Consider the following 21847-nt stretch of genomic DNA (forward strand, 5'->3'; position numbering starts at 1 on the left):
CGCCGGCCCCGCCGCTGATGCTGGTTGCAATGGTCCCGTCTGTCGAGATGACCAGACCCGTAGCACCAGTGGCACCGGCAACGCCATTTGGGTTGTTGGCTGTCCCACTTACCGCTCCCGATCCTCCTGGCGCCCCGTCACCCGTCGTGAGGTCAATGCCGCCACCACCGCCACCAGCGGTCGCGCCATTGGCGGCATTCTGACCCGTGGCACTCGCGAGCGCGCCGTCAACGCCACCTTGTCCAGCGCCTGCGCTGCTACCATTGCCGCCATCGGCCCGAGCCGGCGCGGCGCTCAGCGCAAGGGCAACAGTTAGGATCGTCAAGGCGGAAGTGCCGGAGCGAAGCGACACGACTTGCGGCAAGCGCGCGAGATGCAAAACCCAAAACCCATCACGCGCAATCCGCTCCGCCATGCCTAAGCTCCCTGATTCCTGAGTGCGCGAAGGCAGCATGAAAGCTATTCGCCCGCAAGAAGTTTATAGTCGTGAGAGCTACCAAGAAGCTAACGGTGATCAGTAAAATGAAGTCTGCGACTTTTGAGCGACAGAAAATAGTCAATATTAGATATAGCTTATTAAACAGAGACCTTACGGAATCGCGAGAACAATCTCGCTGCATGAATTTATGCGGAAACGTTCGGACCTCCTGGGCCCAGCCGATCCCATCGGGCGGAGGTGAGTTTCGCCTCTACGGGGCGATGAGGCGCTAGGCTGCCCCTTGGGCGACCCTCACTATCCTGCAAGAAGTGATTCTGTAATCGACTCCCACTCTGCGTCTAGCTTGCCAGTTGCCACAGGCTGCCCGGCGCGGCGGTACCAGTAGGCTGCATTAGAAAGGTCGCCTTCTTTGCGGTGCAGATAGGCATGAACCCATACAGAGGCCGGATCAGATTCGTTGGCCTGCACACACTCATGCGCCCGCTCCCAATCGCCCTGTCTATCCCACCATAGAGCGTGGAGCGCCATCCCAAGATTCGCCGGGGGCTCTACACCCTGAAGGGTCGCACGGAACTCGTCGATGTCCATAGTTACCTCGCCTCTGGCTACGCCGGTCCTGTCCCGTTCCGTGCAACGAAATGCGCCCTCTGCCGGTGATTTGCTCTGCCGACTTTAGCAATGGCTCTGGCGATCTTTAGCGGAAACGGGGTTTTCGCTCGGCAAAGGCCGCATCAAGGGCTTCCAATTGACGAATGCTCGTTGCAGGGCTGCTTCCTGCTTCTAAGCTTCATGGTCGGCAGAAGCTGCCACGGAAACCAAAGGCGCTTCCAGGCTCCATGTTATGCCATGCGGACCGTGTTCGAGAATTCCCTGCCCACTGACCGCTGCGGGCGCAACCCGCTTCAGCACAACGGTTCCAAAGCCACCTTGTCCGACAGTCTGGACCTGCGGACCATCGGATTCGGCCCAGGTGAGGTGAAAGAGCCTCGAAGCACCGGAACCGGTGATGCCCCATGTGACCGAAATCCGGCCCTTGTCCCCTGAGAGCACGCCGTATTTGGCCGAGTTGGTCGCCAGTTCGTGGAAGGCAATCCCGAGATACTGAACTGCGTTGGGACTGAGCACCAATGATGGGCCCGACATTTCGATCACATCCCCCCGCGGGAAAGGCTCGACCTGGGCCGCCAAGAGGTCGCTGATCGTGGCACCCTTCCAATCCGCCGAAACAAGCAGGTCGTGAGATCGCGACAACGCCATGATGCGCTCGCGCACCTGGGTTTCAAAGTGTTTTGGCGTCTCCGATCGCTTGTTGGTCTCCCGGATCATCGACAGGATGACCGAATACTGGTTTTTCACCCGGTGGTTGACCTCGCGCATCAGCATGCGGATGCGGTATTCATTCTCCTTCGCCGACGTGATGTCTCGCGCTATCTTCGATGCGCCGGTGATCTGCCCGGTTGCGTTACGCACGGGCGATATCGTCAGCGAAACCGGAACCAGGCTGCCATCCTTGCGCAGGCGGGTCGTTTCGAATGGTTCGACGCGCTCGCCGCGGCGAATGCGTTGGAGGATGCGGGGTTCCTCGTCCTGATGGTCTTCGGGGATCAGCATGGTCACCGACCGGCCAATCGCTTCGTCGGCGGTATAGCCGAAAAGCCGTTCGGCGCCGTGGTTCCAGCTTTTTATGATGGTGTTGAGATCCTTGCTGACGATAGCGTCAAATGAGGATTCCACGATCGCTGACAGGTGCTGCCTGGTTTCTTCGGCACGCTGGCGGTCCGTCAGGTCCAGCAGCATGTTGACGGCGCCAATCAGAGCGCCGTGCTCGTCCCGCAGCGGTGTCGGGTAGGGCAGGAACGGAAAAAACGATCCATCGGGACGCTGCGCAACAGCTTGCTGATTGCGGACCGGCCTGTTCTCCTTGAGCGCGATGGCCATCGGGCATTCATCGTGCGGCAATTCCTTGCCGTCGGCACTGAACAGCTTGAACGTCACACACCATTTATCCTTGCCGACCTCAGGCTCCCTGCCTGCCAGATCGGCCGCGGCGCGGTTGTAGTAGGTGATCGTCCCATCCTGATCGGTCGTGTAGATGGCGACGGGTAGGCCGTCGAGTATCTGGTGATAGGTACTGTCATGCTGCCTGAGCTCCGAGCGGGTGTGCACCAAGTCGGTTACATCGACCGTGAAGCACCGGGTGTTGATCAGCTTGCCGTCCCGGAAATGTCCGCTTGAGGTGACTTCGACGTGCTTGATCGATCCATCGCTGGCCCTCAATCGCGCCGGATATCTTACGATCTTCTCGCCATTGGCAAGGCGACCCAAAATGTCCTCTATGACGTCCCGGTCGGGATAGAACTCGGCGATGTGGCAACCGAGGTAGTCCTCTGCGGGATAGCCGAGAAGGTCGAGCTCAGCCTGGTTGGCATGCACGATTACGCCGTCTGCGTTCACCAGATGGAGGGCAACGGCGCCGTTTTCGAAGAAATCCTTGTAATCGAAATCCAGACCGTCATTGCTGGACACCCCCGGGTTTTCGAAGGCGACAACATTCGCCTGTGTTGCTTCATGCATCCCAAACACCTTGTCCAGTCCAACCAAATATAATGCGGCTTGGATCAGTTGGTTCCCATTGCTCGCGGTCTCGACCCGCTGCGTACGGGAACCGGACCCTAAAAGGGTCGTAGCCTCGACTCGTCTTCCATCTACAAACGTGCGATCATCCGCGCATGGGCAAACCCTTGGTCCTTGTCGTCGACGACGAAGCCTTGATAGCACTGGATATGGAGTCCACTCTTTCGGAGGCGGGCTTTGCCGTGGCATTGGCGGCGACATGTTCCCAGGCGAAACGTTTTCTTGCGGACCATACCCCCGCCGCAGCGATCCTGGACGTAAGGCTGTCGGACGGCGAGGCTGTTGACGCGGCAAAAACCTTGGCAGGGCGGGCGGTTCCTTTCATCGTCTATTCCGGCCTGGGGCTCGAGGAAACCCCCGAAGCGTTCTCGTCCGGCGTAAGAGTGATGAAACCCGCCGGACCTGCAGAGGTGGTCCGGGCTCTCAAAGCGATGACCGCCGGGCAGCAGAAGGCGACGGGATAGCCGTGCTCTGAGCACCTTCGGTCTAAACTAGCCAGGCGCTGCCGGAGCAGCTGCCGTGCCTCACGGAGCAGCGAATTGCGGCCGGTGCCGATCAGGCGAACAAGGTCGCGCGCTTGATCCTCGGTGATGCCGGTCTCTTTGGCAGTTGACAGCACCAGTGCTTCATTCCCTTCCACTTTCTTAGGGTTGTGCTCGTCCTTGCCCGTGCTGATCATGCCTTCTCCATCGGCTCAACGCCAGGATCTGAGACTCATTCTTCGACGCACGGTCAACCTCGCTGTGCCGCGTTTGAGCGACAGAGATAGCGGCTCAATTATTGCGTTGCCAGAAACGATCCTGGCAACAGCCAAGTGGCCGGGTCCGTTCGTACGATAAAGCGCCCCGCGCAGGGACGGCGCCAGCATGGGCCAGATCGACCAGACAGATTGACCGGTCCTATGCCTCTCCGAAATCGGTTTCGTTTCTTGACGTCGGTTGCCGCTCGTAGTCAACGGGCGGCGGCAGGAGCATGATTTCGGTCTCCTTGCGGCCGAACTCTCGGCCGATCTGGAACGCCGCGTAGATCGCGCCGAGGCGGATAAGGAATCTAAGCATGGGGGTTCTCCTTCGATGTTAGGAACCGCAAGGCCGCGAGATTGTTCCATGGTTTGCGAGTGGGGACGATCTTGCCGTCGCACCAGGCATTCCAGCGCCGGCGCGGCAATCTGAGACATGGCGGTGCGGCTAGGCTGTTGCGGCCGTTGCCTGGGCCGGGATCCGTTTTCGAGGGGCCGGACGGCGTCGATCACGGCGTTTCGAAACGACTTTGAGGGGAACGGCCGGCGCTGGAGAAAGTGCGCCAAGCACAGCGTTGACCATGCCGTGCGCTACGAAATCGGCGCTGATGTCGGCGGCCAAAGCTTGCCTTTCTTGCCCGACATCGCCCTGCTCCGCGTCTGACCAGAACACAATCCCAATTCTCAAACCTGCCTTGGCGCGCTTCAGTCTCCGGACCAGAAAGCGGGCATGCTTGAGCGAATCCCGGTTCAGGAAACCGACCACGACGGTGTCGATCGCCTCTAGTTCGAGACGACGAATACCTGCCGGCTCCATATCGACAAAACTGGCCTTCGCCACCGTAGCACCTTGCACCTCCAGCACCTGAGCGAGCATGGCGGCAGCGGCATCGTCGAGTTCGCCGCGACCGCCGGCACAAAGCACCGACATGTCCTTGCCGTCGGGCAGCTCGATCTCTTCCTCTTCGACGCCATCTGTTTCCCTGCTCGCGCTCCCTTCCGCGGTGGTTGCCGGCGCATCTTCCTCGCTTGCCTCTTCCTGTGCATCGTCGGCAAGATTTGCCACAAGAATTTGGGCGCTCGCCGCCACCTGCCTTCGCTGTTGATCGCCCATCACGCCACGCATGCGGTCCTGCTCGCCCAACAGGAGAGCAGGAATGGCGACAGTGTCGTAGAAATCGATCAGGTACTTCTCCTCGAGGATCTCCTCGGCATGGTCAGTGGCCTCGTCGGGATCGCCGGCCAGGAGCCGTTGATAGAGCCGGGCGTGAGATTCAAGGACGGGCTCGTTGCCAAACAGGACGTCGAGAAATTCGAACTGCGGAACATGTCGCCCGAGGACGACGAGGCAAACTGTCAGCGGCGTCGAAAGGACCAGGCCGAGCGGCCCCCACAACCATGTCCAGAAAATTGCCGCAACGATGATTGCCAAAGGAGAAAGTCCCGTGCGCGAGCCATAGAGCCACGGTTCGATGACGTTGCCGGTTACCAATTCCATGACGACAAACAGTGCGGCGGTCCACAGCACCAGCGACCAGCCGGGCGCAACCGCCAAGGCCAGAAACAAGGGCAGCAGCATGCCGATAACAGGGCCGATATAGGGAACGAAGCGCAGCGCCAGTGCCAGCAACCCCCACAGCAGCGCGTTGGGAATGCCGAGCACCCAAAGGCCAATTGCGATTGGTATCGCGTAGACGATATTGACCACCAATTGCATGATCAGATAGCGGCCAACCCGTTTGCCGGCATCCTGCAATGCCTGCGTTGTGCGATGGAGGTCGCCATAGCCGACGAGGCGGATAAACCGGTCGCGCAGATCCTCGCGCTCAAGCAACATGAAGATGACGACGATGATGATCAGGCCAGCTGATGCCAGCGGGCTGATCAACGGTCCGATGATGTTCTGCAATACCTCCAGAGGTCTCTCGCGGGCGACGATCTCGACGGGAACAGGCTCGCGCCGGGGCTTGTCGGCCGCAGGCGGCGCCACATCCTGCTTGTCGATCTCCTGACCGACACGCTCGATCACCCCGCTCAGCCTGGCAATTATGCCGCCACCAACGCCCGTCTCCTTGAGGGAACGTACCTTGGTCAGAATGTTTGTCTGGTAGACGGAAATGTTCTGAGCAAGCTCGCTTACCTGGGTCGCAACAATGAAGCTGAACAGGCCCAGGGCCGCGAATGCGCCAATCACGCTCAGAAGCACTGCGGGCAGCCGAGGCAAGCCGACACGCTTCAGTGCGGAGACCATCGGCACCAGCGCAAAGGTCAAAAGCAGCGCGATGGCAATGGGAAGGAACACCTCACGACCGAAATACAGCGCAGCTACTGTCGTGACGATGGTTGCCACGGTAGGCAGAGCTGTGCGCGGATGGGCATTGCCTGCCGCAAGAATCCGTCCTAGCCCTCGCTCGGACGATGAGATGTCGTTTCGACGATTGGCAGCCACGTGATTCCCCCCGTTTCCTAGCGATAGTTAGACCCATTCGCCTGCCGGGCAATGTTTAGCAGGGCCGAATACATACGTTTTGCGGTTTTGCGCCCTGGGCGCTGTGCTCTGACGGTTCAGTCGATATCGTCGGAGCCGCAAATCTGTGGTAAAGCCGCCGCCCAACCAACCAAAGGACGACATCTGTGAGCGAACCGACTGTGGCTGAAGCGACCGAAAGTATCTATGCCTCGCTGCGGGCGGACAATGCCGACATCGACGCCCATATCGCGGAGCTCAAGGCTGCGCTGACACGAGAGGGCGCAAAACAGGCGGTGTTCAATCCGGCCAAATTGGCCCAGAACAACCGCTCGGGCCGTAAGTTGATGCAGGCTTATTTTCGCCAGCGCGGCGTGAGCGTGAGGTTTTCGGACCAGTAGCGCGCGGCAGCTTGGGGGAACCGCGCCTCGACGGACGGTCCGTATCTCGCTCGCTCCGCCCTGCGGCGGACTTTCGTCAATCGTAGGCGAATGGCCGCATCGCCCTGCCCAGGTCGGTGTCGCCCCCTGCCCCTGCAGCTCTTGACGGAAACCGGTGCCTCCTGTTTGAGGGTGACCAGGACGTTTGCTGCATGGGGAGATGGGCAAGGGTGGGCAAACAGTGAAGCGCGTTCTTCGGATGCTTGCCGCGGCGATCATCGCGTCCGGGGCGACCGGCTGCACGAGCATTTCCTACTACGCGCAGTCGTTGCAGGGTCACGCGCAGATCATGGCCGCCCGCAAAAATATTGCAAAACTCATCCGTGATCCTTCGACGCCTGAAGCATTGCGCGCCAAATTGACGTCGGCCAGCGCCATAAGACGGTTTGCGACAGATGAGCTGGCACTGCCCGAAAACAACAGCTACCGCAGCTATGTCGACATCCATCGCGATGCCGTGACCTGGGCCGTTTTTGCCGCGCCGCAATTCTCGCTTGCGCCACGAACATGGTGCTTTCCGGTCTTCGGCTGCGTTCCATACCGGGGTTATTTCTCCCGGAAATCCGCGACTGAGAACGCAGTCGAACTTCAAAGACAGGGGCTGGACGTCTATGTCTCGGGCGTCACCGCCTATTCCACGCTTGGCTGGTCGAGTGACCCGCTGCTGAGCACCATGCTGCGTCAGGACGACACCTATCTCGCCAGCCTTGTTTTTCATGAGCTGGCGCATCAGCGCCTCTATGTGGATGGCGATTCCGCATTCAACGAGGCGTTCGCCGTTGCCGTCGAAACCAGCGGCGTCAGGAAATGGCTCCGCGCCGCCGGCGACCGGGCCGGATTGCGCCGCTACGAAGCCGATCGCAAGCGCAGCGCCGATTTTCTTGGACTGGTGGCGAAGACGCGCGACGAGCTAAGGCAGGTCTATGGTAGTCCCCGCACCCCGGAAAAGATGGCGACTGCAAAGAAAGCCGCGATCGAGAGGATGCGGGCGCGCTACCGGCAGATGCGCGACAGGCACTGGGCGGGATACCGGGGATACGACGCCTGGTTCGCTGCCCCGATAAACAACGCCAAGCTCGCGGCAACTTCTGTCTACGGTGAACAGGTTCCGGCCTTTCTTCGCTTGTTCGACCTGTGTTCGGGCAACTATCCAAGGTTTTACGCTTCTGTCCGGCGGATCGCGGATTTGCCCAAATCGTCCCGCGCCGAAGCGCTCAAGGCTGCTGACACGTGCAATTGACTTGAACAAGCACAGGCAGGTCCTGACGATCACCCCAGCGACAGTTCCTTCGTCTGGTGTCTCAAAACGAGGCCGACCGCGCCCAGCAAGGCATCGTTCTCGGTGTGCTTGCCAACGATGATGCGCGTGCGCAGGGCGGGAGCGATATCGCGGGACTTGATCAGCGTATGGCGTTCATAGGACGCGATCAGCGGCGTCAACAGAATGTCCCCTGCCAAAGCCATGTGGCCGCCGATGATGATAAGCGGCGGATTGAGCACCGAGCCGATCAGGCCGAGACCCCGGCCGGCGATCTCGGCGGTATCCTCGATCATCCGCAACGCCCTGACGTCGCCCTGCTCGGCCATGGCGATGACATCGTCCATGGTGACTTGCCGCCCAACGACACGCGAAATCTGTTCCAGCGGCCGGGTAAAACTCGCGTAGAGCTCCAGGCATCCGCGATTGCCGCAGCGGCAAAGGTCGCCGCCGGGATCGATGCTGATGTGCCCGAATTCGCCGGCGCCGCCGGCGACGCCCGTCACCAGCCGGCCATGCTGGACAATGGCGCCGCCGACACCCAGATCGATCTTGAACAGCACGAAATCGTCCTGGCCGACGGCCGCACCCCACATCAGCTCGGCAATGGCCGCGCAGTTGCTCTCGTTGTCGGCGAAGATCGGCTGTTCCAGGACGGGTCCGAACACATCTCGTATGTTGACGCCGGCCCATGTTGGAACCATGCTTGCGCGCAGCACCACTCCATCGCGGCTGACAGGGCCGGAGACGGAGACACCAACCCCCAGGAGCCCCGCCATCGGCAGACCATTTTCCCTGTAGGATTGGGCAATCGCCGATTTGACCGCCTGGGCCGCCTGTTGCGGCTGGTAGTCCAGCGCCATCGGAATATTTTGTTCGGCAATGACGGAATGCGAGACATCGGCGACGATGAGCCGTATCTGCTGAAGAGCCAGGTGAATGCCGACGCAGGTGCCCGCTGTCGGATTGAGCGTCACCGCCGCGGCTGGCCTGCCGATGCCTCTGATGCCGTCGCGGCTGGTCGGGGCTTCGATCACCATTCCAGACTTTTTCAAGCCGTTAAGCGCGGTTGACACCGTCGAGCGCGCCAGACCGGTGGCGCGTGCGATCTGCAACGCCGAGAGTGCGCCGCGCTCGCTCAGGCAGCGCACGATCATGCTCTCCGGCGACGCGGAGGGTCTGTCGATCAGCCAGGTTCTAAGCGAAGGTTTTGTCATGGCTCAACATAAACATCGTTGACTGATAGCTCCAATATGTCATCTTGGAAAGAACTCGAGATTGACGCATCTCGCCGGCGGCGGCTTCAAACCGCGGCCATAAGCGGTCGAGACGAACCGTGCAACACGATATGGGAGTGAAACGATGAAGTCCGTCATGACCGCGCTTGCGGCCGCTGCTGCGTGCACATTTTTCGCCGGGGCAGCCTTCGCCGAACCCAAGACGAACCTTTTGCACCAGTGGGCGACCGGATCGGACGCCCAGGCGATCGCCAAGCTCGGCGAGATGTTCACCGCCAAGGGCGGCAAATGGGAACAGACCTCGATCGCCGGCCACACCGCCAATACGCTGGCCAAGCTGCGCGCCGACGTGATCGCCGGCAATGCCCCGCCTGCCGTGCAGCTCAAGGGCCCGGAAATCGCCGAATGGAACGAGACCGGCATGACCGCCGATCTCGACGAGTTGGCGGCCTCGGAAGGGTGGGAGAAAGTGGTGGCGCCGGAATTGCTTCCGGTGATGAAGCCGACCGGCAAATGGGTCGCCGCGCCCATGAACATCCACCGCATCAACTGGCTCTGGGCCTCGCCCAAGGTCATGCAGGCGGCCGGCGTGGCGGAAATGCCGAAGACCTGGGCCGAGTTCAATGCGGCCTGCGACAAGATCGTCGCCACAGGCAAGATCTGCATCTCGCATTCGACCGCCGACTGGACGGATTCGACGGTGTTCGAGGTCGTGCTCTACGGCCAGGACATCGATCTCTACCGCAAGGCCTTCGTCGAAGGCGATGTCGAGTCCATGCGCAGCCCGGGGATGGTCAAGGCCTTCACGCAGATGCGCCTGATGACGAGCAAGTACATGGATCCGGGCATGGTCGGCCGCGACTGGGATTCGATGTCGGCGCTCGTCGGCAAGGGCGACGCGGCGTTCCACATCATGGGCGACTGGACGATCGGCCTTTTGACCGCCGCTGGCTTCAAGGAAGGCACCGACTATGTCTGCGCCCAGGCGCCGACCGATTGGGGCAAACCCGGCTTCATCCTCAACTCGGACTCGGTCGTGTTCTTCAAGCAGAAGGACCAGGATTACATCGACGGCCAGAAGCTGCTGGCCAGCCTGATCCTGTCGCCCGACTTCCAGACGGTCTTCAACCAGGCCAAGGGCTCAATCCCCGCACGCCTGGATATCGATCTGTCGAAGGGCTTCAATCCGTGCCAGCAGCTCTCGCAGAAGGATCTGCAGGCTTCGATCAAGGAGGGCACGCTGGTCCGCTCGATGGCGCACAACATGACCATCCCGCAGAAGATGCGCGGCGCGATCATGGACTCCATTACCGAGTTCGTGGCGACGCCGGACATGTCGCCCGAGGATGGCGCCAATGCGATGGCCGACGCGGCGGAAGCACAGAAATAGATGGCAACGGCCGGGCGCGATGCCTATCCGCCCGGCCGTCCTCCCTTCCAGTCCCGTGCTCTGCCAATTTCCGTGCCCTGAATGTCAAATCACGACCTGATCCTGTCGGTACCGGCACCCGCCCGCCCCTGGCGCGAGCGGCTGGGCTCCGCGATGCCCTTGCTGGTGCTCGGCCCCTCTCTCGTGGCGAGCTTCGTCTACGTCTTCGTGTTCACCGGCTGGACGCTCTACATCTCTGTCTCGAACTCCTCGCTGCTGCCGACCTACGGCTTCGTCGGCCTGGAGAACTACGCGTCGCTGTGGGCGAACCGGCGCTGGAACATCGCCTACAACAACCTGTTTTTCTTCAGTGCTTTCTACATCGTCGGCTCGATGGCGGTGGGACTGCTGCTGGCGATCCTGATCGACCAGCGCGTGCGCGGCGAAGCGGCCTGGCGCACGATCTTCCTCTATCCGCTGGCCGTCTCCTTCATCGTCACCGGCACGGTCTGGAGCTGGCTCTACAATCCGACCGACGGCATCCAGGCCATGGTGCGCGGTTTCGGCTGGGCGAGCTTCAGTTTCGCACTCGCCAGCGACCGGCACTATGCGATCTACGCGCTGATCATCACCGGTGTCTGGCAGGCCTCGGGCTTTGCCATGGCGCTGTTCCTGGCCGGCCTGCGCTCGGTGGATCAGGACCTCGTCAAGGCCGCGCAGATCGACGGCGCATCGACGTTCCGCATCTATCGCAAGGTGCTTCTGCCAACCATTGCGCCGATCTTCCTGGCGGTCGCCGTCATCCAGATCCAGTTCGCCATCAAGACCTTCGACCTCGTGGCGGCCCTGACCAAAGGCGGCCCGGGGATCTCGACCACCTTCCCCGCCATCTACGTCTATGACCTGATGTTCCAACGCGGCCAGATCGGCGAAGGTGCGGCCGCCGCCATCATGATGCTTGCCGCTGTTGCCGTGGTGCTGGTGCCCTATTCATTCTGGGTGGTCTGGCGCCGGCGCAAGGAAGCCGGCCATGGCTGACGTCTCCCTGGACCAGTCGCTCGACCGTCGCGCTGCCGCAGTCGCGTCGCGCCGGCATTTTCTCACCCGCTTCGCCATCTATGGGCTGCTGGTCGTCTTCGCGGCGATCTACCTGGTCCCGTTGCTGGTGGTGGTGCTGAATTCATTCCGCGACCAGCAGGAGATCGCGCGCAACGGGTTGATCTCGCTGCCGCGCAGCTTCCGCCTCGATGCCTGGGGCCAGGCCTGGAGCACATATTGCATCGGCGGCACCTGCGAGGGCATGCAGCGCAACTTCTACAACTCCCTGAAGATGACGATCCCGGCCACGATCATCTCGACGGCGGTCGGCGCGATGAACGGTTACATCCTGTCGAAATGGCGCTTCAGAGGTTCGGAAGCTTTGTTCACCTGCATGCTGCTCGGCGTCTTCATTCCGGGCCAGATTTCGTTGATGCCGTGGGCGTTCATCCTCGGCAATCTCGGCCTCAGCAATTCGGTCTACGGGCTCGTCCTCATCCACGTTATCCAGGGCATTTCGTTCACCACTTTGTTTTGCCGCAACTACTACGTCAGCATCCCCGACGACCTGATCAAGGCGGCGCGCATCGACGGCGCCGGCTTCTGGCGCATCTTCCGCAAGATCATTCTGCCGCTCTCCTCGCCGATCCTGATCGTCACGGTGATCTGGCAGTTCACCGGCATCTGGAACGAATATCTGTTCGGCGTCGTCTTCACCTCCGGGCAGCAACAGCCGATCACGGCAGCGCTCGTCGCGCTGACGGCAAGCGGCACCAATGTGCGCGCCTACGATGTCATGAGCGCCGCCGTGCTGATCGGCGCGCTGCCGCCGCTGCTGATCTATCTCTTCGGCGGCAAGTATTTCGTTCGTGGCCTGACCCAAGGGGCGATCAAGTGAGGCGCCGTCAAGTGAGGCGCGATCCAGTGAGCGGAGCCTGTCTCCTGTCGCCGATCGTCCCGTCCGCCAAGAAGGGCATCGCATGTCGACATTGACCATCCGATCGCTGCGCAAGAACTTCGGCGCGGTCGAGGTGCTGAAGGGCATCGATCTCGAAGCGCGGAACGGCGAGTTCATCGCGCTGGTCGGACCGTCCGGCTGCGGCAAGTCCACTCTGCTGGCGATGATCGCCGGGCTCGAATCTGTTACCTCCGGCGAGATCCGCATCGACGGAAGGCTGGTCAATTCGGTGCCGCCGAAGGACCGCGACATCGCCATGGTGTTCCAGTCCTACGCGCTCTACCCGACGATGACGGTGCGCGAGAACATCACCTTCGGCATGGAAAGCCGCCGCGTCCCGAAGCCGCAGCAGGACGAGGCCGTCAAGCGGGTTGCCGCCTTCCTGCAGATCGAACCGCTGCTAGGGCGCAAGCCCGGACAGCTTTCGGGCGGCCAGCGCCAGCGCGTCGCCATGGGCCGGGCGCTGGTGCGCGATCCCAAACTGTTCCTGTTCGACGAGCCGCTCTCCAATCTCGATGCCAAGCTGCGCGTCGACATGCGCACCGAAATCAAGAAGCTGCATCACCGCGTCGGCAAGACCACCGTCTACGTCACCCACGACCAGGTCGAGGCGATGACGCTGGCGTCGCGCATCGCCGTGATGCATCAGGGCGAGGTCCAGCAATTCGACGATCCCGCCACGATCTACAACCGTCCGGCCAACATGTTCGTCGCCGGCTTCATGGGGTCGCCGGCGATGAATTTTTTGGCCGCCGAACTGAGCCAGGAAGGCGGTCGCCGCACTGTTGTCCTGCAGACCGCCGACGGCAAGACGGCCAGCCTGCCGATCGTCCAGGCGCTCCCATCCGACACGCCGCGACAGCTTGTGCTCGGCATCCGTCCCGAGCACATCTACCGCTTCGATCCCGATCTTGCGCGCCGCAAGCCGGGCATCGCGCAGATCGATGCCGTGGTCGAGTTGGTCGAGCCGACAGGCGCGGAGACCATGGCCGTCCTGCGCCTGGGCGGCAAGGAGATCACCGGTCGTTTCGACCCCGACGGCACGCCGCTTATGGGTGAGACGGTGACGCTCGGCATCGACATGGCGCGTGCGTGCCTGTTCGACCCGACGACCAAACGCTTGATCTGACCCGATCTGACCAAAGCTTGATTTGAAAAGAGTTCCGCCTTGTCCTTCGCCACCTATCCGAGCCTGTCCGAGCGCGTCGTGCTGATCACCGGCGGTGCGTCGGGCATCGGCGCCGACACGGTCCGCGCCTTCGCCGCCAATGGCGCACGAGTGGCGTTTCTTGATCTGCAGCAGGAGGCCGGCGAGGCGCTCGCGCGGGAACTCGCCGCCGCGGCAGCGCACGCGCCCCTGTTCCTGCGCTGCGATGTGACCGATATCCCCGCCCTCCAGGCCGCGATCGGCACGGTGCGCGACCGCCTAGGGCCTGTCGCGGTGCTGGTCAACAACGCCGCCGATGACAATCGCCAGCCGGTCGCCGACGTGACCCAGGCGACATGGGACCATGCCCAGGATGTGAACCTCAGGCACCACTTCTTTGCCGCCCAGGGCGTGCATCCGCACATGAAGGAAGTGGGCTTTGGTTCGATCGTCAATTTTTCCTCGATCGCCTGGCGTTTCGGCGCGTCAGAGATGGCCCCCTATGCGGCGGCCAAGGCTGCGGTGGTCGGGCTGACCTTCGCGCTGGCGCGGGCGTTTGGCCCCGACAACATCCGCGTCAACGCCATCGAGCCGGGCGCCGTCATCACCGACCGGCAGCGGGAGCTTTGGTACAAGACCGAAGGTTCGGTCGACCAGGTCGTGCAGCGCCAGGTGATCCGCAAGATTCTGCTCGGCGAGGAGATCGCGCGCACGGTGCTGTTCCTCGCCGCCGACGACAGCCGCATGATCACCAAGCAGTCGATCACCGTGGATGCCGGCCTGCGATGACCACACCTGACTCAAAGGATCGCTTCATGCTCGAGGTCGGCCTGAACCCCTACGGCCTGACCTATCATCTCGGCCTCCAGGGCCGCGGCACGCCACGCGCCAATCCTAGACCTGCGGGGCTCGAAGGTTTCATCGCGCTCGCGACCGATCTCGGCGCGCGCGTGCTGGAGATCTGGGTGCCATGGCTGACCGAGCTTTCCGACGACGCGGTGATCGCGCTGCGCGAACGGCTCGCCGGCCTTCGCATCGCGCCGGTCGTCAGCGGCGGCCTGCTGGTGGGCGAACCGCTCGACGATGCCTTTCGGGCCGCGCGCCTGCTCAAGGCCAAAATCATCCGCACGGCGCTGACGCCCATTCTCTGCGGCGACCGCAACGCCGCCGGCGAAAAATGGAGCGAGTACGCCGGCATCATTCGGGGGCGATTGGTGGAGTGGGGTCCCCGCGCGAATGCCGAAGGGTATGTCCTTGCGATCGAAAACCACCAGGACTTTACCAGCCGGGAACTCGTCGATTTCTGCGCCCTCGGTGGTGACAGTGTGGGCGTCACCTTCGACACCGGCAACACGTTCCCGGTCGGCGAAGCGCCGCTCGATTTCACGCGCGCGATCGCCCCCCATGTCCGCCATGTCCACCTCAAGGATTACCGCGTGCAGTTCACGACCGAAGGTTACCGGCTGATCCGCTGCGCCATCGGTGACGGTGCTGTGCCGTTCGCCGAGCTGTTTGCAATTCTTGCCCAGCACCATGATCGCCTGACCGCCGTCCTCGAACCGGGCGCATTGGAGGCGCGGCATGTCCGCTATCTCAGCGACGACTGGTGGCGCGGCTATCCCCCGAAGACGGCACGCGAATTTGCCGCCTGCCTGGCGGCCGCGCAGCGCAACCGGCTGCCCGACGATGCCGACTACCGCACGCCTTGGGAGCGCGAAGCCGACGTCTCACTGGTTTCCTATGAGCTCGACATGATCCGGCGCAGCGCCGCCAACATGCGCAAATTTGGTTTGATGGAGAATATCCGATGACGGCACGTGAACTCGATGGATTGACCGCCTTCGTAACCGGCTCCGGCCGTGGCCTCGGCCGCGTGATGGCCGAGCGCCTGGCCGAACTCGGCGCCAATGTCGCGATCCACGACATGGACGAGGAAGCGCCGGCGAAGTACGGCGAGTTCGCCAATCTCGGCGAAGTGGTCGAGCGCCTGAAGCGGCACGGCACGAAGGTCACGTCGGTGACCGGCAACATTGGCGACCAGAAGGCGGTGGCCGAGATGAAGCGCAGGATCGAGGCCGATCTCGGCGACGTCCATGTGCTGGTCAATTGCGCTGGCGGCGACATCGGCGCCAAGGGCGGCAAGCCGAACCCGAACAACGCCCTCGACATCGAACTGGACGACATCCGCGTGCTCACCGAGAACAATCTGATCGGCACGATGCTGGTCTGCCAGGCCTTCGTGCCGCCGATGAAGCAGCGCGGCGGCGGCTCCGTCATCAACATCGCCTCCGCGGCGGCACATCTCGGCTGCTCGCCCGAGGTCGTTTACTCCACCTTGAAGGCCGCGGTCGTGCATTACACGCGCTGTCTCGCCAAGGAACTGATCGACGACGGCGTGCGCATCAACGCGGTCAGCCCAGGCGCCACGAAGACGGCACGCTTCCAGGCGACCCGCACGGTCGATCCGGAGCGCATGGATTCGAGCAAGAAGTCGCTGAACCGCTATGCCGAGCCGGAGGAGATCGCCGAGGCGGTGGCCTTTCTAGCCGGCCCCCGCGCACGATTTATCAATGGGCAGGTGCTCCGCGTCGATGGCGGGTTTACGATCTTTCCGGGGTGATGGCGGGGTGCCTCGGATTTCAATTTCGGGGCCGAAAGCGGAAGGTCCGTTTTCGGGATTCCTGGGTTAAATTGCCCCCTCACGCCTCGAGCTTTTCGCAGCGTCAAAACGGCTGTGGAGGGATTGGCAGGCTATACCGCTGACGAAGCGCACATGTGACGCACCGAGGATAAGTAACCCCGCTTGGTCACGAGGGCGCTGCCGACCGGTTGGTCGAAACTGGCGCTGGTACTCGCTATTCACGAACTTGCCGATCACCCTGACGAGGTCCACTAAGCAATGGTGAACGTCATTTCTGAAGTCGCAAGCAACTCGGCCGCCCTACTCCATTGAGGTCAGCCATGCCTTCGCGGAGCCGACGCAATCTCTGCTGGAGCCTGCATGCTTCTTCAGGCGCAAGCGCTGTGTCTCAGTGCGGCATGAATCCTTTTCTCAGCCAAGCCAATATCTTGCTCCCATTGAGAACCCTGCGGACACGCCCGGCGGCCCAGCCAGCCTGCATGGTGGCGCCGGTGTGGCAACTGCAGACGATCTCATGCAACTGCCAATCGGAGAGTTCGAAGAAGCGTCTGGCTTCCCCGTAGGTATCCGATTGCATGCCCGATGCACGCAGCAGTGGATCGTCAAAAGCGACACTGATCGCCGATCCGACCGCGCGCGCTTCTCCGCGGACAGAGGGATGCAGATGCTCAGTCCCGGTGAGAGCCACAAGGGAGCGCGTCGGATTTCGATAGAGCAGTTCCGCCCACCGCTCTATCCGTTGCGTCCTTGTAGCCAGCAGAGCCGGCGATAGTGGACTGATGTCCGCGACTGACTGGAGTTGATCGAGTGTCTGGTGCTTCATGACTGCCTCCTGTTGGTCGTTCCAATCCCAAGGCCTTTGCTGCAGGATTGGCTCACACGCTAAGCCGCCTCGTAAAGGAGCGGCGGCCGATCAGGTGTTGCCACCAATCGCCCACAGGCACCACGCGGCGGCATCTGCAGCGACCCCAACTGCATTCCTTCGCCAATGTTCCAGCGGGATGAAAAAAACTGTGCGGCCGGCCGACCCGACGGACCCGGCTGGCGCACGCAGGATCCTGAACTGCTGGACGATGATGACGCAGGCCTGGAAAGGCGGCTAGGTTGGACCTTGCTTTTCAGGCTTGACCATGATGTTTCACTACCCGCTCGGTCATCGCGGGAAGGCCAGGAGCAGAGCCGCTGGCAACGGTGAGTTGCGGACGAGGGCGGGCGGTGGAGGACGACGCCCTTGGGCCGCCAGGTCACTGAAGGACCAACCGAAGCGGCGCTTCGGGCGTAAAAGCGATGTCCTTGTAGGTCTGCAATGTCTGCTTATGGAGTAACGGCGGCAAGGCCTCTTTGACCGGCATGGGGCGCATTGCTGACCGGCAGATTTTCGGCCGACAGCAGACCCTCTGCTGCTTGGGTACCCAGCACGCAAGCTGACATGTGAGACCTCGGTGCGAAGGCCGGGACCAGGCCCACTGCGAACGTACGTGTTGGTTCGCATGTTGGCGCTGAAGCGCCTTATCGTTCAGCCTCGCGGCACATAGATCATATGAACCGTATCGTCATCGATCAATGTGCTCGACACCAGTTGCAGCGGAGGCCTTGCCTCGTGGAAGAAAGGCTTGCCCTTGCCGAGCACGAACGGCCTCACGTGCAGGTGATATTCCTCGATCAGGCCCAGCCCGGTCATAAGACCGGCCAGTTCCGGACCGGAAACGCTCAGGATACCCTCCGTGCGGGCCGCGATCTCGCGAATCTGCGTTTCAATATCGCCGGAGATGAGGGTGGCGTTGGGGCCGACCCGTGAAAGTGTGCGCGAAACGACCCATTTGGGCAGCTTGCGCCAGAGTGTCGCGAACTGGCGAAGCGAAGCATCCCATTCCGCGCGATCATCGTCCCAATAGCGCATGACCTCGTACATCCGGCGGCCATACACAGCGCCGGCATGGTTGCGAATCGTCTCGATCCAGTACTCGAAGTGCTTCTGGCTTGGTGCGCCCATGACCAGATTTCCGGCAAGGTCATCGACATAGCCATCGATGGAAACGTTCATTCCCAAGATAAGTTTGGCCATAAGCAGCGCCTTCACATAGTCGGTTCACGGATTAACCGCTTGTAATTTGCAAGCAGTGAGACGCTATAGCAACTGATTGCAAATCGCAAGCAGCATGGAAAGAAGCGTTCGTGCCGCAAACGCGCCCTGCCTTGTCCCATCAACCCTGGACTTGAACAGCTGGGTGATCCGTCCGGCTACCGCCATCTACGCCTGCCTTCCCGAATCAAGCTGCACCCCAAGTCGCTCGTTCCGTCTCCACCGCACCACGGCGCGATAGCTGGTATGATCGACTGGCACGTGAAGCACGAAACGGTCGGGGATTGCGATATCGGCCTTGACCCGTAGCTCCGCGCCGTGGGCGTGCTGGTTGCAAACCAGACAATTGATACTGGCGTCGCCAACGCGGATTGTCGCTTCCTTCAGAACAAGATCACGGATATGCGACCGTCGCTCTATCGGTGGGTCAGCCGGCATTGCCTTATCCCTCTGATTTGACGACCTGAAACTCTTCTGAACCCGGGATGGAAAGCGCACTACCGGCCCAGCGGTTGCCTCGAAAGACTGACGAGCTCGGCTTCGTCGACCACGCCGGCCATATAGTTCGCGATAATCCGGGATGCGATGGCGTCGCGTGCTTCGGGCGACTGACCGTCGCGCTTAAGCTGCTCGAATACACGGCCAAACAGCTCGAGTTCGGATGGCTGCAAAACGCCGGCCTCGGTGGCTTTGCGTCGAATGGGCATTTGTGATCCTCCACTACGGTCAACAACATACGACCGCGGCAGGGAAACTCAACTCACCTGTCGAGGGCGCCGCGCGGGCGGCGCCGACCACAAATCCCGTTTACCCGAGCGGGGAGTTTTTCACTCAAAGCCACAGTGATCTGGCGTCCATACAAAGCCCGCCAGCAAAGCCGGCGGGCGCAATATTCATAAGATACGCCGCTAGAACCAGCTTCGGTCGCGTTCCTGGCTTTGCCCGAGCAGCATGCCGATAAACAACCCGGCAATGCCGCCAAGCACGAAAGCGCTGCTGATGGTGCCGGGATTTTGCTGGACGGCTTCGGACACCGTCTGCGCCTGCGATCTCAGCTGCTGCGTTGCCCGTGCCGCGCGCTCGGTCGCGCTGCCATACCAGCCGCCGGCTTCGCCGACGGCATCTTCTGCACGGTCGGCAAGCGTCCGGTTGATCTTGCTGATCTCGCGCTTCAGCGATGCAACCTGCTTCTCCAGGGCCTCCTGGGCCTCTCGGGCGGACATCTTCGGGGTGTCCTTCGGGGTGTCCTTCGGGGTTTCCTTCGCGGTATCCTTCGGGGTGTCGTTGTCGGCCATGGCTGTTCCTCTCGTTGAGGCAGGGGGAACGGCCAACGGACAAGGATGGTTCCGCCGCCTGCGCTCACAGTCATTCACCCGGCCGGCCGCCAACTTTGGGAACACTCTCCCGATCCAACGGTTGTGGCTGATGGAGGGCACGCATTTGTCGAATCGATCGAGCCATGCTGAAACGCTGCGGACGGTCTCCGACCTGCTCCACCGCGCCCGCCGTGTCATTCGCGACGGCGGCCATGCGGCGGCGATGTTCGAAATAGACACGCTGCTGCAGGTCGCACAAACAGAGGTTGCGCGCCGCCTCGAACGCAACGATCGCTGAACCTCGATAGGTCACCGCGGGCGGTGTTCACTTGCCGGCGGCGAAGGGCCTCGTTTCCCTTTTTGATCGACTTGCAAGGCGCCCATCGAGCGGGTCGCCGTCCTCAGCGTCGGCATGGCAAAGGCGCAAAAAGCCGCTGACGAGGGGCCATCATCGCGGCATCGACCCTCCCGGCTATAACGCTTGGGCGGCGGAACAAAGCTTGGCCGCACTGGTTAGGCTCACAGCACAATGTGTGCCCCAACGAGGATTTCTGTCCATGAAAACACGTGTTCTTCTAGCTTCGCTGGCCAGCGCCACAGCCATGGTCTTCGCCCTGCCCGCCTTCGCCGCCGACAGTGCTCAGGACTTTGTCGACAAGGCTGCCATCGGCGGCCTGTTCGAAGTGGACTCCAGCAAGATCGCAGAAGGCAAGGCCCAGGATCAAGGCGTCAAGGATTTCGCCAAGAAGATGATCGACGATCACGGGGCCGCCAACGCCAAGCTTGCGACCATCGCCGGCGAACAGAAGCTGAAAGTGCCGACGGAGCTGGATGCCAAGCACAAGGCCGATCTGGAGGCTCTGCAGAATGCCAACGATGCCGTCGACAAGCCCTATGTCCAGATGCAGCGCGATGCGCATTCGGAGGCGGTCACGCTGTTCGAGAGCTATGCCAAGGACGGCGACAACGCGCAGTTGAAGACCTTCGCCTCCGAGACCTTGCCGACGCTCAAAATGCATCAGGAAATGGTCGAGAAGATCGCTTCCACCGACAATGCATCGTCGACCACCAGCTCCACCACCCCGGCCGTGCGCACGACCGACACCACCAATCCGGCCGCCCCGGTCCCGGGTGCCAACAGCTTCACCGAGGATCAGGCGAAGAGCCGCATTCAGGATGCCGGCTTCTCCGGCGTGTCCAAGCTGACCAAAGACGACCAGGGCATCTGGCGCGGTCAGGCCACCAAGGATGGCAAGACCACGACCGTGGCGCTCGATTATCAGGGCAACGTCGTTGCCGGCGCCAACTGAACCTCTGAACCAGATCGAGGAGATCAAGACCATGAAAACCGTAACCGGACTTTTCGACAACTACGATGATGCCTCCGATGCCGTCGGCGAACTGGAGGCAATCGGCGTGCCGCAGGCCGACATCAGCATCGTCGCCAACAATTCGGACGACTGGTACGACGATGGCGACACCTCCAACGCCGCCGAGGATGCAGCCGGCGGCGCCGGTCTCGGAGCCGTCATTGGCGGCGCCGGCGGGCTTCTGACAGGGCTCGGCATCATGGCCATTCCGGGCGTCGGTCCGGTCGTGGCCGCGGGATGGCTGGCCGCCACCGCGGTCGGCGCCGTTGGCGGCGCGGTCGTCGGTGGCGCTGCCGGCGGCATCGTCGGGGCGCTGACCGAGTCAGGCGTCCCCGAAAGGGATGCGCATGTCTATGCGGAGGGCGTTCGCCGCGGTGGCACGATGGTGACCGCCAGGGTCAGCGACGAACTCGCCGACGAGGCAGAGCGTATTCTTGGCGAATCCAACTCGGTCGATCTGCAAGACCGCCGACGCGCCTACGAAGCCGGTGGCTGGACCGGCTTCGATGCCAATGCCGACCCCTACACCGACATCGAGGCCGAGCGCGACAAAACGCGCAACGCCAGCCCACTCTGATCATCGAGCCCCGGCCCCGGTGGGGGGGGGGGGCGGGGGGGGGGGGGGGGGGGGGGGCGCGCGGTGCGGTTAGGGCGGGATGGGGGGGGGTTTGCGCGGGGCCGGCCCGAATTGGGTTGTGGGTTGGGGTGAC

General features: G+C 62.1%; 24 protein-coding genes. 13 read left to right on the forward strand and 11 right to left on the reverse strand.

What is annotated here, in order from left to right:
- Window positions 1-108: 108 nt before the first annotated feature.
- From NKI05_RS03390 to NKI05_RS03400, 3 genes are all read right to left on the reverse strand, one after another.
- A complete protein-coding gene (locus NKI05_RS03390) occupies window positions 109-264 on the reverse strand; it encodes a hypothetical protein (RefSeq protein ID WP_156033724.1) in 156 nt (51 codons plus the stop codon).
- A 469-nt stretch (window positions 265-733) separates the two neighbouring features.
- Window positions 734-1027, reverse strand: a complete 294-nt coding sequence (locus tag NKI05_RS03395; protein WP_023704064.1) for a hypothetical protein — start codon at window positions 1025-1027, stop codon at window positions 734-736.
- A gap of 192 nt (window positions 1028-1219) precedes the next feature.
- Window positions 1220-3013, reverse strand: coding sequence for a PAS domain S-box protein (locus NKI05_RS03400; RefSeq protein ID WP_023683170.1), 1794 nt, complete (start codon window positions 3011-3013; stop codon window positions 1220-1222).
- A 155-nt stretch (window positions 3014-3168) separates the two neighbouring features.
- Here NKI05_RS03400 and NKI05_RS03405 point away from each other — a divergent pair, with 155 nt between their 5' ends.
- Complete coding sequence (locus tag NKI05_RS03405; protein ID WP_023671108.1) at window positions 3169-3537, forward strand: response regulator; 369 nt, start codon at window positions 3169-3171, stop codon at window positions 3535-3537.
- Window positions 3538-3972: 435 nt separating this feature from the next.
- On the opposite strand, the gene NKI05_RS03410 is transcribed toward NKI05_RS03405, so the two are convergent.
- A complete protein-coding gene (locus NKI05_RS03410) occupies window positions 3973-4131 on the reverse strand; it encodes a hypothetical protein (RefSeq protein WP_023671107.1) in 159 nt (52 codons plus the stop codon).
- A gap of 129 nt (window positions 4132-4260) precedes the next feature.
- Window positions 4261-6261, reverse strand: coding sequence for an AI-2E family transporter (locus NKI05_RS03415; RefSeq protein ID WP_023686481.1), 2001 nt, complete (start codon window positions 6259-6261; stop codon window positions 4261-4263).
- 185 nt (window positions 6262-6446) lie between these two features.
- On the opposite strand from NKI05_RS03415, the gene NKI05_RS03420 reads away from it, so the two are divergent.
- Both NKI05_RS03420 and NKI05_RS03425 read left to right on the forward strand, forming a co-directional pair.
- Complete coding sequence (locus NKI05_RS03420) at window positions 6447-6680, forward strand: hypothetical protein (RefSeq protein ID WP_023683168.1); 234 nt, start codon at window positions 6447-6449, stop codon at window positions 6678-6680.
- A 238-nt stretch (window positions 6681-6918) separates the two neighbouring features.
- Window positions 6919-7959, forward strand: coding sequence for an aminopeptidase (locus tag NKI05_RS03425; protein WP_033000351.1), 1041 nt, complete (start codon window positions 6919-6921; stop codon window positions 7957-7959).
- Window positions 7960-7988: 29 nt separating this feature from the next.
- Here the strand turns inward: NKI05_RS03425 and NKI05_RS03430 are convergent, their stop codons facing one another.
- Window positions 7989-9194 (reverse strand): ROK family transcriptional regulator, encoded by a 1206-nt coding sequence (locus NKI05_RS03430; protein WP_023683166.1) that lies wholly within the window; start codon window positions 9192-9194, stop codon window positions 7989-7991.
- Between the two features lie 145 nt (window positions 9195-9339).
- Here NKI05_RS03430 and NKI05_RS03435 point away from each other — a divergent pair, with 145 nt between their 5' ends.
- The 7 genes from NKI05_RS03435 to NKI05_RS03465 all read left to right on the forward strand — a co-directional run bounded on the left by NKI05_RS03435 (window position 9340) and on the right by NKI05_RS03465 (window position 16347).
- Window positions 9340-10605, forward strand: coding sequence for an ABC transporter substrate-binding protein (locus NKI05_RS03435; protein WP_023683165.1), 1266 nt, complete (start codon window positions 9340-9342; stop codon window positions 10603-10605).
- 81 nt (window positions 10606-10686) lie between these two features.
- Complete coding sequence (locus NKI05_RS03440) at window positions 10687-11622, forward strand: carbohydrate ABC transporter permease (protein ID WP_023683164.1); 936 nt, start codon at window positions 10687-10689, stop codon at window positions 11620-11622.
- Window positions 11615-12520: a carbohydrate ABC transporter permease gene (locus tag NKI05_RS03445; RefSeq protein ID WP_023671100.1), complete on the forward strand. Its 906-nt coding sequence runs from the start codon at window positions 11615-11617 to the stop codon at window positions 12518-12520. Before NKI05_RS03440 ends, NKI05_RS03445 begins: the two co-directional genes overlap by 8 nt.
- An 82-nt stretch (window positions 12521-12602) precedes the next feature.
- Entirely contained in the window at window positions 12603-13709 is a 1107-nt protein-coding gene (locus NKI05_RS03450; RefSeq protein WP_023726515.1) for an ABC transporter ATP-binding protein, read from the forward strand.
- 39 nt (window positions 13710-13748) lie between these two features.
- Window positions 13749-14516 carry an SDR family NAD(P)-dependent oxidoreductase gene (locus NKI05_RS03455; protein WP_023726514.1) on the forward strand — a complete coding sequence of 256 codons (768 nt, stop codon included), beginning with the start codon at window positions 13749-13751 and terminating at the stop codon, window positions 14514-14516.
- Between the two features lie 26 nt (window positions 14517-14542).
- Window positions 14543-15538, forward strand: a complete 996-nt coding sequence (locus tag NKI05_RS03460) for a sugar phosphate isomerase/epimerase family protein (protein ID WP_023804653.1) — start codon at window positions 14543-14545, stop codon at window positions 15536-15538.
- Window positions 15535-16347, forward strand: a complete 813-nt coding sequence (locus NKI05_RS03465; RefSeq protein ID WP_023710874.1) for an SDR family NAD(P)-dependent oxidoreductase — start codon at window positions 15535-15537, stop codon at window positions 16345-16347. Before NKI05_RS03460 ends, NKI05_RS03465 begins: the two co-directional genes overlap by 4 nt.
- Before the next feature lie 409 nt (window positions 16348-16756).
- Here the strand turns inward: NKI05_RS03465 and NKI05_RS03470 are convergent, their stop codons facing one another.
- The 5 genes from NKI05_RS03470 to NKI05_RS03490 form a co-directional block, all read right to left on the reverse strand.
- Complete coding sequence (locus NKI05_RS03470; protein WP_023671095.1) at window positions 16757-17191, reverse strand: hypothetical protein; 435 nt, start codon at window positions 17189-17191, stop codon at window positions 16757-16759.
- A 693-nt stretch (window positions 17192-17884) separates the two neighbouring features.
- Complete coding sequence (locus NKI05_RS03475) at window positions 17885-18433, reverse strand: dihydrofolate reductase family protein (RefSeq protein ID WP_023698777.1); 549 nt, start codon at window positions 18431-18433, stop codon at window positions 17885-17887.
- A 186-nt stretch (window positions 18434-18619) separates the two neighbouring features.
- A complete protein-coding gene (locus NKI05_RS03480) occupies window positions 18620-18889 on the reverse strand; it encodes a PilZ domain-containing protein (RefSeq protein ID WP_023726509.1) in 270 nt (89 codons plus the stop codon).
- Between the two features lie 59 nt (window positions 18890-18948).
- The gene (locus NKI05_RS03485) at window positions 18949-19158 is read right to left on the reverse strand and encodes a hypothetical protein (RefSeq protein WP_352792175.1); all 210 of its coding nucleotides are present in this window, start codon (window positions 19156-19158) and stop codon (window positions 18949-18951) included.
- 201 nt (window positions 19159-19359) lie between these two features.
- Window positions 19360-19746, reverse strand: a complete 387-nt coding sequence (locus tag NKI05_RS03490) for a hypothetical protein (RefSeq protein ID WP_352792176.1) — start codon at window positions 19744-19746, stop codon at window positions 19360-19362.
- A 130-nt stretch (window positions 19747-19876) separates the two neighbouring features.
- Between NKI05_RS03490 and NKI05_RS03495 the strand changes: the two genes are divergently transcribed.
- The 3 genes from NKI05_RS03495 (at window position 19877) to NKI05_RS03505 (ending at window position 21714) form a co-directional block, all read left to right on the forward strand.
- A complete protein-coding gene (locus NKI05_RS03495) occupies window positions 19877-20065 on the forward strand; it encodes a hypothetical protein (protein WP_023671089.1) in 189 nt (62 codons plus the stop codon).
- Between the two features lie 259 nt (window positions 20066-20324).
- Window positions 20325-21077 carry a DUF4142 domain-containing protein gene (locus NKI05_RS03500; protein ID WP_352792177.1) on the forward strand — a complete coding sequence of 251 codons (753 nt, stop codon included), beginning with the start codon at window positions 20325-20327 and terminating at the stop codon, window positions 21075-21077.
- Window positions 21078-21108: 31 nt separating this feature from the next.
- Entirely contained in the window at window positions 21109-21714 is a 606-nt protein-coding gene (locus NKI05_RS03505) for a general stress protein (RefSeq protein WP_023671087.1), read from the forward strand.
- Window positions 21715-21847 lie beyond the last annotated feature (133 nt).

It is taken from the genome of Mesorhizobium sp. M0771 (genome assembly GCF_040320155.1).
Classification (GTDB): Bacteria; Pseudomonadota; Alphaproteobacteria; order Rhizobiales; family Rhizobiaceae; genus Mesorhizobium.

Coding starts and splice junctions, on each gene's coding strand:
- NKI05_RS03390 (WP_156033724.1), bottom strand. CDS start 264: ATGGTAGCAGCGCAGGCGCTGGACAAGGTGGCGTTGACGGCGCGCTCG.
- NKI05_RS03395 (WP_023704064.1), bottom strand. CDS start 1,027: ATGGACATCGACGAGTTCCGTGCGACCCTTCAGGGTGTAGAGCCCCCG.
- NKI05_RS03400 (WP_023683170.1), bottom strand. CDS start 3,013: ATGCATGAAGCAACACAGGCGAATGTTGTCGCCTTCGAAAACCCGGGG.
- NKI05_RS03405 (WP_023671108.1), top strand. CDS start 3,169: ATGGGCAAACCCTTGGTCCTTGTCGTCGACGACGAAGCCTTGATAGCA.
- NKI05_RS03410 (WP_023671107.1), bottom strand. CDS start 4,131: ATGCTTAGATTCCTTATCCGCCTCGGCGCGATCTACGCGGCGTTCCAG.
- NKI05_RS03425 (WP_033000351.1), top strand. CDS start 6,919: ATGCTTGCCGCGGCGATCATCGCGTCCGGGGCGACCGGCTGCACGAGC.
- NKI05_RS03430 (WP_023683166.1), bottom strand. CDS start 9,194: ATGACAAAACCTTCGCTTAGAACCTGGCTGATCGACAGACCCTCCGCG.
- NKI05_RS03435 (WP_023683165.1), top strand. CDS start 9,340: ATGAAGTCCGTCATGACCGCGCTTGCGGCCGCTGCTGCGTGCACATTT.
- NKI05_RS03440 (WP_023683164.1), top strand. CDS start 10,687: ATGTCAAATCACGACCTGATCCTGTCGGTACCGGCACCCGCCCGCCCC.
- NKI05_RS03445 (WP_023671100.1), top strand. CDS start 11,615: ATGGCTGACGTCTCCCTGGACCAGTCGCTCGACCGTCGCGCTGCCGCA.
- NKI05_RS03450 (WP_023726515.1), top strand. CDS start 12,603: ATGTCGACATTGACCATCCGATCGCTGCGCAAGAACTTCGGCGCGGTC.
- NKI05_RS03460 (WP_023804653.1), top strand. CDS start 14,543: ATGCTCGAGGTCGGCCTGAACCCCTACGGCCTGACCTATCATCTCGGC.
- NKI05_RS03465 (WP_023710874.1), top strand. CDS start 15,535: ATGACGGCACGTGAACTCGATGGATTGACCGCCTTCGTAACCGGCTCC.
- NKI05_RS03470 (WP_023671095.1), bottom strand. CDS start 17,191: ATGAAGCACCAGACACTCGATCAACTCCAGTCAGTCGCGGACATCAGT.
- NKI05_RS03475 (WP_023698777.1), bottom strand. CDS start 18,433: ATGGCCAAACTTATCTTGGGAATGAACGTTTCCATCGATGGCTATGTC.
- NKI05_RS03480 (WP_023726509.1), bottom strand. CDS start 18,889: ATGCCGGCTGACCCACCGATAGAGCGACGGTCGCATATCCGTGATCTT.
- NKI05_RS03485 (WP_352792175.1), bottom strand. CDS start 19,158: ATGCCCATTCGACGCAAAGCCACCGAGGCCGGCGTTTTGCAGCCATCC.
- NKI05_RS03490 (WP_352792176.1), bottom strand. CDS start 19,746: ATGGCCGACAACGACACCCCGAAGGATACCGCGAAGGAAACCCCGAAG.
- NKI05_RS03495 (WP_023671089.1), top strand. CDS start 19,877: ATGGAGGGCACGCATTTGTCGAATCGATCGAGCCATGCTGAAACGCTG.
- NKI05_RS03500 (WP_352792177.1), top strand. CDS start 20,325: ATGAAAACACGTGTTCTTCTAGCTTCGCTGGCCAGCGCCACAGCCATG.
- NKI05_RS03505 (WP_023671087.1), top strand. CDS start 21,109: ATGAAAACCGTAACCGGACTTTTCGACAACTACGATGATGCCTCCGAT.